This window comes from Natronomonas sp. (assembly GCF_047616845.1).
Classification (GTDB): domain Archaea; phylum Halobacteriota; class Halobacteria; order Halobacteriales; family Haloarculaceae; genus Natronomonas.
Map to the genome: position 1 here is coordinate 1 of NZ_JBLGBY010000062.1, position 13,210 is coordinate 13,210.

Annotated in this window: 19 protein-coding genes; 8 read left to right on the forward strand and 11 right to left on the reverse strand. The window is 64.0% G+C overall.

From position 1 onward, the window contains the following. The first annotated feature begins 125 nt into the window (after positions 1 to 125). The 4 genes from ACI8UR_RS11045 (at position 126) to ACI8UR_RS11060 (ending at position 3,784) form a co-directional block, all read left to right on the forward strand. Positions 126 to 2,132 carry an AMP-dependent synthetase/ligase gene (locus ACI8UR_RS11045; RefSeq protein WP_411714603.1) on the forward strand — a complete coding sequence of 669 codons (2,007 nt, stop codon included), beginning with the start codon at positions 126 to 128 and terminating at the stop codon, positions 2,130 to 2,132. Between the two features lie 207 nt (positions 2,133 to 2,339). After that, entirely contained in the window at positions 2,340 to 2,900 is a 561-nt protein-coding gene (gene cysE, locus ACI8UR_RS11050; protein WP_411714604.1) for a serine O-acetyltransferase, read from the forward strand. 30 nt (positions 2,901 to 2,930) lie between these two features. Beyond that, positions 2,931 to 3,536: a DNA-3-methyladenine glycosylase family protein gene (locus ACI8UR_RS11055; RefSeq protein ID WP_411714605.1), complete on the forward strand. Its 606-nt coding sequence runs from the start codon at positions 2,931 to 2,933 to the stop codon at positions 3,534 to 3,536. A 44-nt stretch (positions 3,537 to 3,580) separates the two neighbouring features. Then, a complete protein-coding gene (locus tag ACI8UR_RS11060) occupies positions 3,581 to 3,784 on the forward strand; it encodes a XapX domain-containing protein (protein WP_411714606.1) in 204 nt (67 codons plus the stop codon). 134 nt (positions 3,785 to 3,918) lie between these two features. Here the strand turns inward: ACI8UR_RS11060 and purF are convergent, their stop codons facing one another. Further along, positions 3,919 to 5,451 (reverse strand): amidophosphoribosyltransferase, encoded by a 1,533-nt coding sequence (gene purF / locus ACI8UR_RS11065; RefSeq protein ID WP_415087872.1) that lies wholly within the window; start codon positions 5,449 to 5,451, stop codon positions 3,919 to 3,921. Between the two features lie 169 nt (positions 5,452 to 5,620). Between purF and ACI8UR_RS11070 the strand changes: the two genes are divergently transcribed. Further along, positions 5,621 to 6,220, forward strand: coding sequence for a class I SAM-dependent methyltransferase (locus tag ACI8UR_RS11070; protein WP_415087873.1), 600 nt, complete (start codon positions 5,621 to 5,623; stop codon positions 6,218 to 6,220). 56 nt (positions 6,221 to 6,276) lie between these two features. Here ACI8UR_RS11070 and ACI8UR_RS11075 read toward each other — a convergent pair whose 3' ends face one another. From ACI8UR_RS11075 to ACI8UR_RS11085, 3 genes are read right to left on the reverse strand one after another with little or no spacing between them, the layout of a single operon-like run. Further along, positions 6,277 to 6,450: a 50S ribosomal protein L37e gene (locus ACI8UR_RS11075; protein ID WP_411715899.1), complete on the reverse strand. Its 174-nt coding sequence runs from the start codon at positions 6,448 to 6,450 to the stop codon at positions 6,277 to 6,279. Continuing rightward, a complete protein-coding gene (locus tag ACI8UR_RS11080) occupies positions 6,447 to 6,632 on the reverse strand; it encodes an LSM domain-containing protein (RefSeq protein WP_411715900.1) in 186 nt (61 codons plus the stop codon). The genes ACI8UR_RS11075 and ACI8UR_RS11080 overlap by 4 nt, the downstream gene beginning before the upstream one ends. Before the next feature lie 47 nt (positions 6,633 to 6,679). Next, entirely contained in the window at positions 6,680 to 7,744 is a 1,065-nt protein-coding gene (locus tag ACI8UR_RS11085) for a M20/M25/M40 family metallo-hydrolase (protein WP_411715901.1), read from the reverse strand. 78 nt (positions 7,745 to 7,822) lie between these two features. Here ACI8UR_RS11085 and ACI8UR_RS11090 point away from each other — a divergent pair, with 78 nt between their 5' ends. Then, positions 7,823 to 8,092 (forward strand): hypothetical protein, encoded by a 270-nt coding sequence (locus ACI8UR_RS11090; RefSeq protein WP_411715902.1) that lies wholly within the window; start codon positions 7,823 to 7,825, stop codon positions 8,090 to 8,092. On the opposite strand, the gene ACI8UR_RS11095 is transcribed toward ACI8UR_RS11090, so the two are convergent. From ACI8UR_RS11095 to ACI8UR_RS11105, 3 genes are read right to left on the reverse strand one after another with little or no spacing between them, the layout of a single operon-like run. Further along, positions 8,064 to 8,405, reverse strand: a complete 342-nt coding sequence (locus ACI8UR_RS11095) for a VOC family protein (protein WP_411715911.1) — start codon at positions 8,403 to 8,405, stop codon at positions 8,064 to 8,066. The genes ACI8UR_RS11090 and ACI8UR_RS11095 overlap by 29 nt on opposite strands. A 52-nt stretch (positions 8,406 to 8,457) precedes the next feature. Next, a complete protein-coding gene (locus ACI8UR_RS11100; protein ID WP_411715903.1) occupies positions 8,458 to 9,300 on the reverse strand; it encodes a 3-keto-5-aminohexanoate cleavage protein in 843 nt (280 codons plus the stop codon). Then, positions 9,297 to 9,479, reverse strand: coding sequence for a hypothetical protein (locus ACI8UR_RS11105; RefSeq protein ID WP_411715904.1), 183 nt, complete (start codon positions 9,477 to 9,479; stop codon positions 9,297 to 9,299). Before ACI8UR_RS11105 ends, ACI8UR_RS11100 begins: the two co-directional genes overlap by 4 nt. 91 nt (positions 9,480 to 9,570) lie before the next feature. Between ACI8UR_RS11105 and ACI8UR_RS11110 the strand changes: the two genes are divergently transcribed. Together ACI8UR_RS11110 and ACI8UR_RS11115 are read left to right on the forward strand one after the other, a co-directional pair. Beyond that, positions 9,571 to 10,515, forward strand: coding sequence for a zinc-dependent metalloprotease (locus ACI8UR_RS11110; RefSeq protein ID WP_411715905.1), 945 nt, complete (start codon positions 9,571 to 9,573; stop codon positions 10,513 to 10,515). 52 nt (positions 10,516 to 10,567) lie between these two features. Next, a complete protein-coding gene (locus ACI8UR_RS11115; protein WP_411715906.1) occupies positions 10,568 to 10,885 on the forward strand; it encodes a hypothetical protein in 318 nt (105 codons plus the stop codon). 2 nt (positions 10,886 to 10,887) lie between these two features. Here the strand turns inward: ACI8UR_RS11115 and ACI8UR_RS11120 are convergent, their stop codons facing one another. The 4 genes from ACI8UR_RS11120 to ACI8UR_RS11135 form a co-directional block, all read right to left on the reverse strand. Beyond that, on the reverse strand, positions 10,888 to 11,256 hold the full coding sequence (locus ACI8UR_RS11120) for a Zn-ribbon domain-containing OB-fold protein (protein WP_411715907.1): 369 nt from the start codon (positions 11,254 to 11,256) through the stop codon (positions 10,888 to 10,890). Continuing rightward, positions 11,253 to 12,419 (reverse strand): thiolase C-terminal domain-containing protein, encoded by a 1,167-nt coding sequence (locus ACI8UR_RS11125; RefSeq protein WP_411715908.1) that lies wholly within the window; start codon positions 12,417 to 12,419, stop codon positions 11,253 to 11,255. The genes ACI8UR_RS11120 and ACI8UR_RS11125 overlap by 4 nt, the downstream gene beginning before the upstream one ends. A 99-nt stretch (positions 12,420 to 12,518) precedes the next feature. Next, on the reverse strand, positions 12,519 to 12,755 hold the full coding sequence (locus ACI8UR_RS11130; RefSeq protein ID WP_411715909.1) for a hypothetical protein: 237 nt from the start codon (positions 12,753 to 12,755) through the stop codon (positions 12,519 to 12,521). Next, positions 12,755 to 13,144 (reverse strand): nuclear transport factor 2 family protein, encoded by a 390-nt coding sequence (locus ACI8UR_RS11135; protein ID WP_411715910.1) that lies wholly within the window; start codon positions 13,142 to 13,144, stop codon positions 12,755 to 12,757. Before ACI8UR_RS11135 ends, ACI8UR_RS11130 begins: the two co-directional genes overlap by 1 nt. Positions 13,145 to 13,210 lie beyond the last annotated feature (66 nt).

Here is a 13,210-nt window from a genome sequence, read left to right on the forward strand (position 1 = left end):
TCCGTCCCTATCGAGGAAACATCGTACAGGGGTCGGTATCGAACGAAAGCTCCGGTAGCAGGCCCAATACTGCTACGAAAGACCGCCATTAATATGGGAGGGTCGCGACGGAAGCGATAGCAAGTATGTCCACTGACACTCCCGCCTGGCTGCAGGCCGAAAAGCAGTACGAAGACGAAGTAATAGGTGATAATACGATTCCACGACTGTTCGAGGAGAGTGCCTCCCGACACAGTAGTCGCGAAGCCCAGTGGTACAAGGGCGGCGTGTACGAGCGGTCGCTGACGCCCGACATCGTTCCGGCCGCACCGGATGGCCAGTTCGCGGCACTGACCTACGCGGAGATGCAGGACATCGTCCACAACCTGGCTGCGGGCTTCCGCGAGCTCGGAATCGACGCGGGGACACGCGTCGGTATGTTCGCGAACACCCGGATGGAGTGGGCACACACCGACTTCGGACTTCTCGCGGCAGGTGGCGTCGTCACGACCGTCTACACCGAATCCGCGCCCGCACAGGTGGAGTATCTGCTCGACGACCCCGACGCCGAGGGCGTCGTCGTCGAGAACGAGGAACTCCTCGAGCGTGTCCTCGAAGTCGAGGACGATCTCGATCTCTCCTTCATCGTGGTCATCGACGAGTTCGACGGACACGACGACCGCGAAGACATCATCTCGCTTGCCGACCTCTACCACCTCGGCGAGGAGGGTTTCGAGCGCGACGCCTACGAAACGTGGCTCGCCGAGCGCGACATCGACGACCTCGCCAGCCTCATCTACACCTCGGGGACGACTGGCAAGCCGAAGGGTGTCAAACTGACTCACAGAAACTTCCGGGCGAACATCAACGGCGTTCGCAAGCGTGTCGGCCCGCGCCCGGACAAAGACCCCGATACTCCGGTCTTCGACGAGAACGACCGCACGCTATCGTTCCTGCCGCTTGCGCACGTCTTCGAGCGCGTCTCCGGTCACTTCCTGCAGTTCGCGTCCGGCGCTACGGTCAGCTACGCTGAATCGCCCGATACCGTCGCCGATGATCTCAAGCTCGTCCAGCCAAGCGGCGCCTCATCGGTGCCTCGGGTGTACGAGCGTATCTACGACAACGTCCGCGAGGAAGCACCCGAGGTGATTTTCGACCGCGCAGTCTCGGTCGCTCGCGAGTGGGCGACGACCGAAAATCCGGGGCTCGTGCTCCGCGCGAAACACGCCTTCTTCGACAAGCTGGTGTACTCGAACGTCCGCGAGCAGATGGGCGGCAACATCGAGGCGTTCATCAGCGGCGGCGGCAGCCTCTCGAAGCGCCTCTCCCAGTTGTTCGAGGGGATGGGTCTGCCCATCTACGAGGGATACGGACTGACCGAAACCTCGCCCGTCGTCTCCGTGAACCCGCCGGAGGACTCCCGAGCCGGAACGCTCGGCCCGCCGCTCGTCAACGTCGACGTCCGTCTCGACGAATCCGTCGTCTCCGACGAGCAACGCGAGGACGCCGAGGGGCCGGTCGGCGAACTCCACGTCAAGGGGCCGAATGTCACCGAGGGCTACTGGGAACGCCCCGGTGCGACCGAGGAGGCCTTCACTGAGGACGTTCCTGCGAGCGAAGCGAGCAGGGAGTCGGAAGAGCAGCGCTCTTCTGGAAAGTGGTTCCGCACCGGCGACATCGTCGAGCAGACCGCCGATGGCTACCTCGTCTACCACGACCGACTCAAGCAACTCATCGTGCTGGACACAGGCAAGAACATCGCCCCCCAGCCCATCGAGGACGAGTTCGCAACCTCAGACCGTATCGACCAGGCGATGGTCATCGGCGACAACCAGAAGTTCATCGCAGCGCTGTTCGTGCCGAACTTCGAGGCCGTCGAGCGCTGGGCCGCAAATGAGGGTATCACCCTTCCCGACGACCCCGAAGCGATCTGTGAGGATGACCGCGTCCACGAGTTCATCGGCGAGGAGGTCGAGGCGGTCAACAAGACGCTCTCGAAATCCCAGCGCATCAAGGAGTTCCGGCTGGTGCCTATCGAGTGGACAGCGGACAACAACCTGCTGACGCCGTCGATGAAAATCAAGCGCCGCAACGTCATCGACGAGTTCGAAGACAGGGCCACGGACATCTACGGCGACGACTTCGGCGAATAGCTGAACGACCGACACCTTTTATATTGTCGTCGCAGAACATTCTGCTAGAATGGTATGCAACTACGCCGCGTTTACGGGTCGTTCCGGTGTTCGACCAGTCGCGACCGCGGCGGGCTGTTGCTGCTGAGTCCCTTTTACCACCGTCGCTGCCAGTGACGGCTGGTCTCGTTCTGCTTGCCCGGTAACCACCTATCCGACACCATCGCCATGGTATTCACACACCTTAGAGAAGACGTCCGCACCGCCCTCGCGAAAGACCCAGCTGCGACAAGCGCCATCACCGTCGCGCTCCTGTACTCCGGCCTCCACGCCATCTGGGGGTATCGAGTCGCTCACGCGCTGTGGGAGCGTGGCTTCACGTTCAGCGCCCGCGCGCTCTCCCAGCTCGTTCGGTTTTTTACCGGCGTCGAAATCCATCCCGCAGCCACCATCGGCCGACGGCTGTTCATCGACCACGGCGCCGGCGTCGTCGTCGGCGAAACCGCCGACATCGGCGATGACGTCCTGATGTATCATGGGGTCACCCTCGGTGGTGACTCGATGCGCCGTGAGAAACGCCATCCGACGCTCGAGGACGGCGTTACCGTCGGTGCCGACTCGACGCTCGTCGGCTCGATCACGGTCGGCGAGAACGCGACTGTCGGCGCCAGCTCCGTCGTCGTCGAAGACGTGCCGGCCGCCACGACCGTGGCCGGCGTCCCCGCCGAACCGGTCGCGGGCACCGGCGCCGAGCGCACATCGTCGGCCGAGGATTGTGCAGCCGAGTGAGTTTTCACCGTCGACGACTACGTTCTCACCGTGACATCGCCGCACGAGTTCCTCCGGGAAGACGCATACATCGCCCCGCTCGTCGAGCGACACGGCGTGCTCGAACTCGACCCAGCAGACGATATGTTCGAGCGACTCGTCGTCTCCATCCTCCGCCAGCAGGTGTCGATGGCCTCGGCCGCCGCGACCCGCGAACGGCTGTTCGATGCCGTCGAAGTGACGCCTGAGGGCATCCTCGCCGCCGACCCCGAGACGCTGCGAGACGCAGGGCTTTCCAGACAGAAGACTGGCTACGTTCGCAACGTCGCCGAGGCGTTCCGAGATGGGTACAGCCGCGAGTATTTCGCCGAGATGAGCGACGAGGCCGTCGTCGACGACCTGACCGACATCAAGGGGGTCGGCGAGTGGACGGCGAACATGCAACTGCTCTTCTCGCTCGGCCGACCGGACGTGTTCCCAGTCGGTGACCTCGGCGTCAGGAAGGGTATGGGGAACCTCCTTGACCGCGAGATGAGCCGTGCGGAGATGGTCGCCAAAGCTGAGCGGTGGGCGCCGTATCGGAGCTACGCGACGCTGTATCTGTGGCGCGCCGAGGAGGACATCGCCGAGTCGGTTACGGAAGTCGTCGAGGAGTAAGCCGAATCCCAACCGCTATTGGGCTGCCGGGCGCTGCCTCGTCCATGGTAGATGCAAGCCTCATCATCGCGTTCCTGGCGCTTTTGACCGGATTCACCGCCGGCGCCTTCTTCGCCCTGCTCGGCGTGCCGATTCCGGCCCCACCGACGATTGCCGGCATCCTCGGCATCCTCGGCATCTACCTTGGATTCAAAACCATCGAGTATCTCGGTATCGGCTACGACCTGCTCGGCGCGCTGGGGCTGTAGCTCAGTAAAGAAAGCTAGGTTGTAAGCATCCGCGAGCGCGCAGCGCTCGCGCATATTTTCCCCAAGTTTTTGCCGAGAACGCGGGTCGCGCGCCTGACGGCGCGCGACACCGGTTCTCGTGCAAAAAGTGGGGTTTAGTCGTCGTCGCTCGCAACACCCGCCGTAGCGCCGTCGATGTCGGGGCGCATGACCTCGCGGTCGGTGGCCTCACCGTCGATGTCGTAGGGGTATTCGCCGGTGACACAGCCGAGACAGAGGTCGGCACGGGATTCGCCGAGGGCGTCGGCGACGGCGTCGATGGAAAGATACGCGAGTGAATCGGCCTCGATCTCGTCGCGGATATCCTCGATATCGCGGCCGGCGGCGATGAGTTCGTCGCGTGAGGCCATATCGATGCCCATGTAGCAGGGCGCGATGATTTCGGGGGCGCCGATTCGCATGTGTACCTCCTCGGCGCCGACATCGCTGAGCAACTGGACGAGCTGGGTCGAGGTGGTGCCGCGCACGATGGAGTCGTCGATGACGGTGACGGTCTTGCCTTCGACGACGTCCTTGATGGGATTGAGCTTGAGTCGGACAGCCCGTTCGCGGGCGTCCTGGGTCGGCATGATGAACGTGCGGCCGACGTAGCGGTTCTTCATCAGCCCCTCGGCGAACTCGACGTCGGCGCCGTTGTCTGCGTCCGCGGCTTCGCCGCTGACATCTTCCGAGGCGCTGCTCCGCAGCGCCTCGCTGGCCGCCTCGGCATAGCCGGAGGCGAACGCGCGCCCGGAGTCAGGGACAGGGAGGACGACATCACTATCGACGCCGCTTTCCTCCCAGAGCTTGCGGCCGAGTTCTCGCCGAACGTCGTAGACGAGGTTGTCGTCGATGCGTGAATCGGGACGGGCGAAGTAGACGTGTTCGAAGAAGCAGTGGGCGGTGTTCTCCTGCTCGACGAGCTGATACGAGTCGAAGCCGTCGCCGTCGGGCCGGAGGACGACGAGTTCGCCCGGTTTCACGTCCCGGATGAGTTCGCCGTCGAGGACATCGATGGCAGCCGATTCGGAGGCGAGGATGTAGCCGTCGTCGATCTTGCCGATACAGAGCGGCCGATTGCCCTGTGGGTCGCGAAGTCCGAGAACGGTGTCGTCGTGGGTGATTGTCAGCGAGTACGAGCCGTGGATGCGATCCATCGTTCGCTTGACGGCGCGGATGAGGTCTTCCTCGAGGAGGTTCCGCGCGAGATCGTGGGCGATGACCTCAGTATCGCCGTCGCTGGTGAAGGCGTGGCCGTTGGCGGCGAGCTCTTGGCGCACCTCGTCGGCGTTGACGAGATTGCCGTTGTGGCTCAGACCGAGCGAGCCGGATTTGAACGACACTGAGAACGGCTGGGCACACGAGGAATCGACGCTGCCCGCGGTCGGGTAGCGGACGTGTCCGATTCCGGTCGATCCGTTGAGTGACTCGAGGTCGTCCGCCTGGAAGGCGTCGCCGACGAGCCCCATCTCGACGTGGCTGTGCTGTTGGAAGCCGTCGTGGGTGACGATACCCGCCGACTCCTGGCCACGGTGTTGCAGCGCATACAGTGCATAGTACAGCGGTCGCGCCGCGTCTCGCCCGTCAAGCGAGACGCCGACCACGCCGCATTTCTCTGTCGGCCCCTCCGAGTGCCGCCCGTCTGGCATGGATGAGACTGTGGTGTCCAGCGATAAAAACCCACTCCATCGTGCGTGATACGCGGTTCAACACGGATGTGTGTATACACGTCTGTGTATATCCTGGCTCGAAACGCCAGCGGCCGCCGTCAAGCGGGTTTGGGGATGTTTGATGCCGGCCGCGTCCGTGTGGTAGTTCATGACAACTTGGGACGAGCGGTTCCAGTCGGGATCGTACCCTCAGAATCCAGACCCATCACCGATACTCCGAGAGTCTATCGACGACATCCCTGACGGCCGGGCACTCGACGTGGCGACCGGCACCGGTCGGAACGCGGTGTTTCTCGCGGAGCAGGGCTACGCTGTCGACGCCATCGACCAGTCACGTGCCGGCCTCCGCATCGCTCGTGAGAACGCCGAACGGCAGGACGCCGAGGGCCGAGTGAACCTCATCCAGGCCGACGTCCCGACGTTCGAATTCCCGACCAACAGATACGAACTGATAACCATCAGCTTCTATCGTGCCGTCGACCGGTTTCCGGACATCAAGGAGGCGCTCGTCCCCGGCGGCTACCTGTTCGTGGAGCACCATCTTCGATCAACGGAGCCGACGCCGGCCGGGCCGAGCACCGACCGCTATCGGTTCGCCGCAAACGAACTCCTGCATTCGTGTCTGGATTTGACCGTGCTCTACTACGACGAAACGACCGAAGAGCGCCCGGACGACAAACGGCGGGCGAACACGCGAATCCTCGCTCGAAACAGTTCGGGCATCAAACAGCGGTATCCGCGTCGATGAAGAACGCGGGTGAGAGCTCCCGCTGGGGATGAGCGTGAAACGAGAACGTCAGGTGACTATTCGTTCTGCTTGGACTGCCACGCGTAGTCGCGCCGCTTGGCGGTTTTGCCGAATCCACAGGAGGCGCAAACCTTCTTCTGCTTGTGGTAGGATTTCTCGCCGCAGCGTCGGCATTTGACGTGGGTCGTCTTGTTCTTCTTCCCCTGACTCGGGGTTCCGGCGCCAGTCATGGTTGTATCGAGACGACGTTATCGCCGCGGATAATGGTTACGTTGTCGCCCTCCTCGAGGACGAGGTTCATATGCTGGTCGTAGCCCGCGAGAATACCGTCGTACATCTCGCCACCCTTGAGCGTGACGCTGACTTCGGAACCGAGAGTCGCTTCGAGCACGTCGAGCGGACGGTCTGTCATATTCAGGTCCGCACGCGCCGGCGGTATAAACGCACCGGCCTGCGCTTTCAGATGTCGACGGTGAAGGGCGCGAACTCATCGCCACGAACCGCGATGCCGGCCAGAAGGTCAGCGGCCGAATCGAGGTCGGCGAACTCGACCACCTCGACCGGCGTGTGCATGTAGCGGTTCGGTAGGCCGACGTTGAGTGATGGAATACCGCCACGCGTCGTGTAGAACGCGTCGGCGTCAGTACCCGTCGCGTTCCCCGACGCCTGCAACTGCACGTCGATATCCTCGTCGGCGGCGATACCGCGCGCTGCCTCGACCAGTTTCGGGTGGTTCGCGCTACCGCGGGCGACGACCGGGCCGGCACCGAGTTCGATGCCGCTGCCCTTACTGGAGGGCGATTCGGGCTGGTCGGTCGCGTGGGTCACGTCCGTCGCAATGACGGCATCGGGGTCGAGGTCGAAGCCGACCATCGTCGCGCCCTTCAGGCCGATCTCCTCCTGCACCGTGGAGATGGCGTAAACAGTCGTCTCCGGCTTGGTCTCGACGGCCCGGCGGAAGGCCTCGGCGGCCGTCCAGATGCCGACCCGGTTGTCGAGGCCGCGAGCAGCGACGCGGCCGCCAGCGAGGTCGGTTATCTCCGTATCGAGCGTGATCGGGTCGCCGATATCGACGCGTTCTCGGGCTTCCGCCTCGTCGCTAACGCCGATGTCGACGTACTGGTCGTTGATGTCGGTGTACTCGTCATCCGAGGGGTCACGGAGGTGGATAGCGACCTGCCCGATGACGCCGTCGACGGCACCGTCGGCGGTGTGGATGGTAACGTGTTGGCCACGGGTGACCGTCTTGTCCGAGCCACCGATGCGAGCGAGTTTGAGAAAGCCGTTCTCGTCGATGTCCCGAACCATCAGGCCGATTTCGTCACCGTGTCCGGCGAGTGCGATTGCGGGCGTGTCGTCAGCCCCCTCGTACACCGCGACGGCGTTGCCGTACTCGTCGACGCGCGTCTCGTCGGCGAACTGCTCGACGTAATCCAGCCAGCGGCGCTGGCCCTTGCCCTCGAATCCCGAAGGCGTCGAAATCGACAGCAGATCGTCGAGGAACGCTCTGTAGTCTCCGTCCATACCGGAATCGCGTCCGGCAGCCACATCAACGTCCCGCCGACTACACACATATAAGTGGCCATCGGCCGAATCCGGCGTATGGCTAAATTCACGTTTCTGGAAGTGCATCTCGAAGACTCGACGCTGACGGCGAACACGCCGTTCGGCCGCGGCGAGAAGGATGTCGTCGCAAGCAAGGAACCGGTCGAGCCGGAGCCATCCTCGCGAAAAGGGAGCGCCACCGCCGCCATCATTGGCCTCGTCTTCCTGGTCGCGGTTGCGTATCTCGCAAAGAGGAAAGTGCTCGATAGCGAGGGGGAGACGGAGTTCGAGTTCGGGGCTATCGGCGACAGCAACGACGAGAGCTAGTCGGCCGACAGCGACGCCAGGTTCTTCTTGATGCTCTCGCGGTCGGCCTCCAGCCACGGCGGCAGTTTGAGTTCGGTGCCGAGTTCCGCGACCGGCTCGTCGCGATCTCGAAGAGCACGCCACCAGGCTCTCGGAAGTAGATCGATCGGAAGTACTGGCGATCTTTCTGCGGCGTCACGCGAAGGCCCTCATCGGTGAGTGTCTCGCGCCACGCGTCCTGAGTTTCGTCGTCGGGCACGCTGAAGGCGACGTGGTGGACGGTGCCAGCACCCTCGAATCCGGCGTTCGTATCGGGATTATCGAGGACATCGATGAACTCCGCGCGGTCGCCAGTGGCTTAACACAGGCGTTACCGGCTGTACGACTCAGAGATTCAGGATATCGTGAGCCTCCTGTGGCGTTGCAATAGGGCGTTCGAGCGTCCGCGCAAGCGTGGCCGCCCGCTCGACGAGCTGTTCGTTCGTCGCGAGTTCACCCCGCCGGAAGTAGCGGTTATCCTCCAGACCGACCCGAACGTGGCCACCAAGGACGATTCCGAGCGCCGTGAACGGTAACTGATGGTGGCCGAATCCGAGCGTGTTGAACGTCGCTCCCTCCGGGAGATGGTTGACGAGGCTCAGGAAGTTGTCCGGAGTCGGCATCGCTGTTGTGCCGCCGCCGAAGATGAGCGTCGTGTGAACCGGGTCATCGAGCAGGTCGGGCCGCCGGTCGAGCAGTTCGTGTACCTCGTTGAGATGGCCGCCATTGAACACCTCTAATTCGGGTTTGATATCCCGCTCTTGCATCTCCTCGCCGAGCGCTTCGACGAGCGCCCGCGTGTTCTCGGAGGTGAGATGCTGATAGCGGTTCAACGGCCCCATATCGAGCGATGCCATGTCGGGCGCCGGATCGGTGCGCAGCGGTTCGTGACGAATGTCGTCCGGCGCGCCCGTCCCGCCCGTGGAGTGCTGGACGATGAGGTCGGTACGGTCACGAACTGCTTCGGTGAGCTCCTGGAATCGCTCGCGCTCGAAGCTCCGTTCGCCGTTCTCCCGGCGGGCGTGCAGATGCACGACTGCTGCACCCGCTTCCCCACAGGCCGCCGCTGCTTCAGCGACCTCCTCGGGCGTTTCCGGGAGATGCGGGCTCGCCTCCTTGCCGTGGACGCCGCCGGTCAGCGCCGCGGTGATGATGACTGGCTCGCGGTCGAGATACGCGTCGTACGTCATTCTTCGCCCGCCGACTGGTAGTACTCACAATCCGACGCGTGATGCAGGTCGTAGCGGTCGTTACAGATGTCGGCGCGCATCGGCTGGATGAACGAATCGACGGCGGTACAGTACGCTCGCTCTGTGTGGAAGGAGCGTTCCTCGTCCTCGTCGCGGTACTCCAGATGCGGACAGGCCATACGCCGATATCGGCTGGCCGCCACATAACCGTTCGCGGACACCCGTGTCACCACCCGGAAGGCATTTGCCCAGCGCTCGGTTATATCGGGTGTGAGTCTCTTTCGCGCCGCCCGTGCCGTCGCCGATTCCGGAGGCGATGGCCCGATCGATTGGACCGCCGTCAGCACCGCTGCACGAGCCGCGACCGATCCCGGCGACGTGACGCTTTCCGCGAGCGAACACGAGGGGTACGCGGACGACGTCGCCGACGCCCGCGACGGCATCCGTGAGGCTGCCGGCGTCGATTTCGACCTGCCACACAGCGTGCAGGTGCAGAACCGCCACCACTGGATCGACGCCAACACCTTGACGTTCGAGCGCCTGCTCGCGCCCATCGAAGAGCAGGCCAGTCTTTCGCCGTCGATTGCGCGAGCGGCAAACACCGCCTCGATGGCCGTCACGCTCGGCTTCCTGGCGAACAACGTCCTCGGACAGTACGACCCGCTGTTGATGGGCGACGGCGACCACGAACTCTACTTCGTCCACCCGAACATCGAGGCCGTCGCGACGGCCCTTGACGTCGACCGTGACCGCTTCCGCCGCTGGATCGCCTTCCACGAGGTGGCCCACGCCGCCGAGTTCGGCGCCGCGCCGTGGCTCGCACCCCACCTCGAAGCGGCGATGGAAGGCGCCGTCTCGAAGCTCGCCGCCGGCGATTTCGACCGCGATGCCCTCTCGGAGCTCAACGTCACGATGACGGCCGTCGAGGGCTACGCCGAGCTCGTCATGGATCGGGCGTTCGACCGCGAGTACGAAGACCTGCGTCAGAAACTCGACGCTCGGCGCAACGACGTCGGCCCCATCTCGATGCTCATCCGCAAGGTGCTCGGCTTCGGGATGAAACGGCAGCAGTACGAGCGCGGCAAGGACTTCTTCGATACAGTCGCCGACGAGCGCGGCATCGCAGGCGCGGCCGTCGTCTGGGACGACCCGGCGAACCTCCCCACCGACGAAGAACTCGACGACCCTGCGGCATGGCTCGCACGCGTCGATTAGCGCCGTTCTCGCGAACGACTAAGTGTTCGTAGTACGTACGTTCACATTAGGCATGGAAACCCTCGCGTGGGCCGCCATGGCAGCCGTCGGACTCGCCCTCTTCCATATCGCTATCGCCGTGTATCTGTACCGAGCGGCCGCGATGGCCGACGCCGGCGGCCGCGAGGAGCCGTATGCGAGCGAACGAGGGCGTGAGCCACAGCCCGCCCAGAACGCGGTCACGGAATCGATAGACGAGTGGATTCCGTGTCCGACCTGCGGGACGCCGAACGACCCGGCGTATCGGTTCTGCCGGCGCTGTATTTCGGATTTGACGAGCAGCAAAACGAGCGCGAACGCGCCGGATGGAACCGAACGGCTTGGAAGCTAGAACTACTCGGCTTCGAACCGCGGGGTCGGATACCCCTGGTCGTCCTCGTCGTAACCGGAGACCGCGACCGTATCACCGATATCGACGTCCTGGTCGACGAGTCGACCCAGCACACGCGCGTCGCCGAGTTGCACGACTGCAACTTGGTAACCCCGCTCCTCAACGTTAATCGGCGGGACGTTAATGGTCGTCTCGGTGTAGACGGTGCCCTCCGTCGGCAGTTCGACGGTTTCGAGTCCGACCGTCCCACAGTGGGGGCAGGCGGCCTTCGGTGTGCCCTGGACGGCGCCGCAGTCGGGACACGACTGGCCGAGCAGTTCGCCCTCACGGACGGCGGTGCTCCATTCTTCATGCGTGAGTCGGTCGCTCATTGTCGTTCCTCCATGACCGTGACGACGGTTGTCGCAGCGTCACCGCCGAGGTTGTGCGCGACGGCGCGTTCGGCGCCCTCGAGCTGCCGTTCGCCGGCGTTCCCGCGGAGGTGTTCGGTGAGTTCGACGATCTGTGCAGTGCCCGTCGCCCCGATGGGGTGGCCTTTCGCCTTCAGGCCGCCCGAGGGATTGATGGGAATCTCGCCGTCGGGGGCGGTGCGACCCTCCGCAGCGGCGGGGCCGCCCTGCCCATCTGCGACGAGGCCGAGTGCCTCGCTGGCGAGGATTTCCGCGCCGGTGAAGCAGTCGTGAACCTCCGCGAAATCCATCGCGTCAGCGGTGGTGTTGGCCTGCTCGTAGGCCTGTGCGGCGGCGTCGCGGGCGGCCTGCGTGACGTGCGGCGTCTTCTTATCGCCGATGGGAACCACGTCGGTCGCGTGGCCGACGCCGGAGACGTCGACCGGCTCGTCGTAGGAATCGGCGAGGTCGTCGGAGACGACGACGACTGCGCTCGCGCCGTCGGAGAACGGACAACAGTCCATCAGCCGGAACGGGTCGGCGACGACTGGGCCATCGAGCACTTCCTCGACAGTCGTCGACTTGCCGAAGTGGGCATTGGGATTCAGCGAGCCGTTGCCGTGATTTTTGACAGCGACCTCGGCGAGGTGTTCTTCGGTCGTCCCGTGTTCGTGCATGTGCCGCTTCGTGAACAGCGCGAAGACGCCGGGGAACGTCAGGCCAGCGGGCTGTTCGTACTGCCGATGGGAGGCGGAGGCGAAGATGCGCGTCATCTCCGGGGTGTCCTTGCCCGTCTCGGGCGTACACCGCTCGACACCGCCGACGAGGACGCCGTCGTGGACACCGGATTCGACGGCTTCGACGGCGTTCTTGAACGCGTTCGAGGAGGTCGCACAGGCGTCCTCGAAGCGCTGGACTGGAACCCCCGATAAGCCGACGTGGGCCGCCAGTTTCGGCCCGAGATGGGTGTCGTTCTCGGTTTGTCCGCCCATCGCGTTGCCGAAGTAGAAGGCGTCTATCTCGGAGGGCGAGACGCTGGCGTCGTCGAACGCGTCGATGGCCGCCTCACCGAACAACTCCTGGAGTGGTCTGTCGTGGACGCCGAATTTCGTCATGCCGGCGCCGACGACGGCTGCTCGTGCCATACCGAGTCATGGGGGAGTCTACCTTATAACCGGCACGAAAACGGCATGGGAATCTATTTCAGACGCCCGGAGACGCCAAAAAACAGGCAGAAAGCGGGGTCACTCGCGATAGCGATAATCAGATGCCGGAGAGATGGTCTCGGAATCCGGGAAGAGATACCAGACGAGCGCAGCGCCGAGAAGTAGCCCCGCAGCGACGGCGCCGATGAGGACGCGCAGCGATGCGTCGCCCTGGGACGTGATGAGACCGGCCGAGGCGCCGACGAGCAGCACTGACCCGATCTTCAATCGGCGCATCGTCCGCTCGCGGTCTTCATCGGATATCGGGCCGACCATCAGCGATTCCCCTCGGTCGAGACGTGCATGCCGACGAACCGCCACTCGGTGTCGAGGGCACCGTTCTCGCGGCGTTCCAGCGTGCCGCTCCAGCGCGTGTCGAACTCGTAGCGAATCCCACGCTCGTGGCTGTTCCAGGCCATGAACACGTCATCGGAGAACCACGCGTGCTCATCGCGCTCTGTGACGAGCAGGCGGTCGCTCTCGACGCGCCAGCCGTCGGTCGTCTTGGTCTGTGCGCGCAATCCCTCGCGAATCTCGTCGTACCCAGTCAACCGCTCGCCGATGCCGAACTTCACGGCCGAATCCTCGCGAGCGAAGAACGGATACAGCGGGTCGCCCGTGCGAAGCGCGTCGTAGTACGCCCGCACGGTCGCTTCGGCGTCCATACCCTGTCTTCGCCGTCGGTGCTCTTACCGCTATTGGAACACCCGCTTTCCGCCGGGATAACTTAT

Bases quoted from the DNA above. Each gene is read 5' to 3' on its own strand.
- ACI8UR_RS11115 (WP_411715906.1), top strand. From the start codon at position 10,568: ATGGAAACCCTCGCGTGGGCCGCCATGGCAGCCGTCGGACTCGCCCTC.
- ACI8UR_RS11075 (WP_411715899.1), bottom strand. From the start codon at position 6,450: ATGACTGGCGCCGGAACCCCGAGTCAGGGGAAGAAGAACAAGACGACC.
- ACI8UR_RS11130 (WP_411715909.1), bottom strand. From the start codon at position 12,755: ATGGTCGGCCCGATATCCGATGAAGACCGCGAGCGGACGATGCGCCGA.
- ACI8UR_RS11135 (WP_411715910.1), bottom strand. From the start codon at position 13,144: ATGGACGCCGAAGCGACCGTGCGGGCGTACTACGACGCGCTTCGCACG.
- ACI8UR_RS11100 (WP_411715903.1), bottom strand. From the start codon at position 9,300: ATGACGTACGACGCGTATCTCGACCGCGAGCCAGTCATCATCACCGCG.
- ACI8UR_RS11090 (WP_411715902.1), top strand. From the start codon at position 7,823: ATGGCTAAATTCACGTTTCTGGAAGTGCATCTCGAAGACTCGACGCTG.
- ACI8UR_RS11120 (WP_411715907.1), bottom strand. From the start codon at position 11,256: ATGAGCGACCGACTCACGCATGAAGAATGGAGCACCGCCGTCCGTGAG.
- ACI8UR_RS11045 (WP_411714603.1), top strand. From the start codon at position 126: ATGTCCACTGACACTCCCGCCTGGCTGCAGGCCGAAAAGCAGTACGAA.
- ACI8UR_RS11105 (WP_411715904.1), bottom strand. From the start codon at position 9,479: ATGGCCTGTCCGCATCTGGAGTACCGCGACGAGGACGAGGAACGCTCC.
- ACI8UR_RS11070 (WP_415087873.1), top strand. From the start codon at position 5,621: ATGACAACTTGGGACGAGCGGTTCCAGTCGGGATCGTACCCTCAGAAT.
- cysE (WP_411714604.1), top strand. From the start codon at position 2,340: ATGGTATTCACACACCTTAGAGAAGACGTCCGCACCGCCCTCGCGAAA.
- ACI8UR_RS11060 (WP_411714606.1), top strand. From the start codon at position 3,581: ATGGTAGATGCAAGCCTCATCATCGCGTTCCTGGCGCTTTTGACCGGA.
- ACI8UR_RS11085 (WP_411715901.1), bottom strand. From the start codon at position 7,744: ATGGACGGAGACTACAGAGCGTTCCTCGACGATCTGCTGTCGATTTCG.
- ACI8UR_RS11080 (WP_411715900.1), bottom strand. From the start codon at position 6,632: ATGACAGACCGTCCGCTCGACGTGCTCGAAGCGACTCTCGGTTCCGAA.
- purF (WP_415087872.1), bottom strand. From the start codon at position 5,451: ATGCCAGACGGGCGGCACTCGGAGGGGCCGACAGAGAAATGCGGCGTG.
- ACI8UR_RS11125 (WP_411715908.1), bottom strand. From the start codon at position 12,419: ATGGCACGAGCAGCCGTCGTCGGCGCCGGCATGACGAAATTCGGCGTC.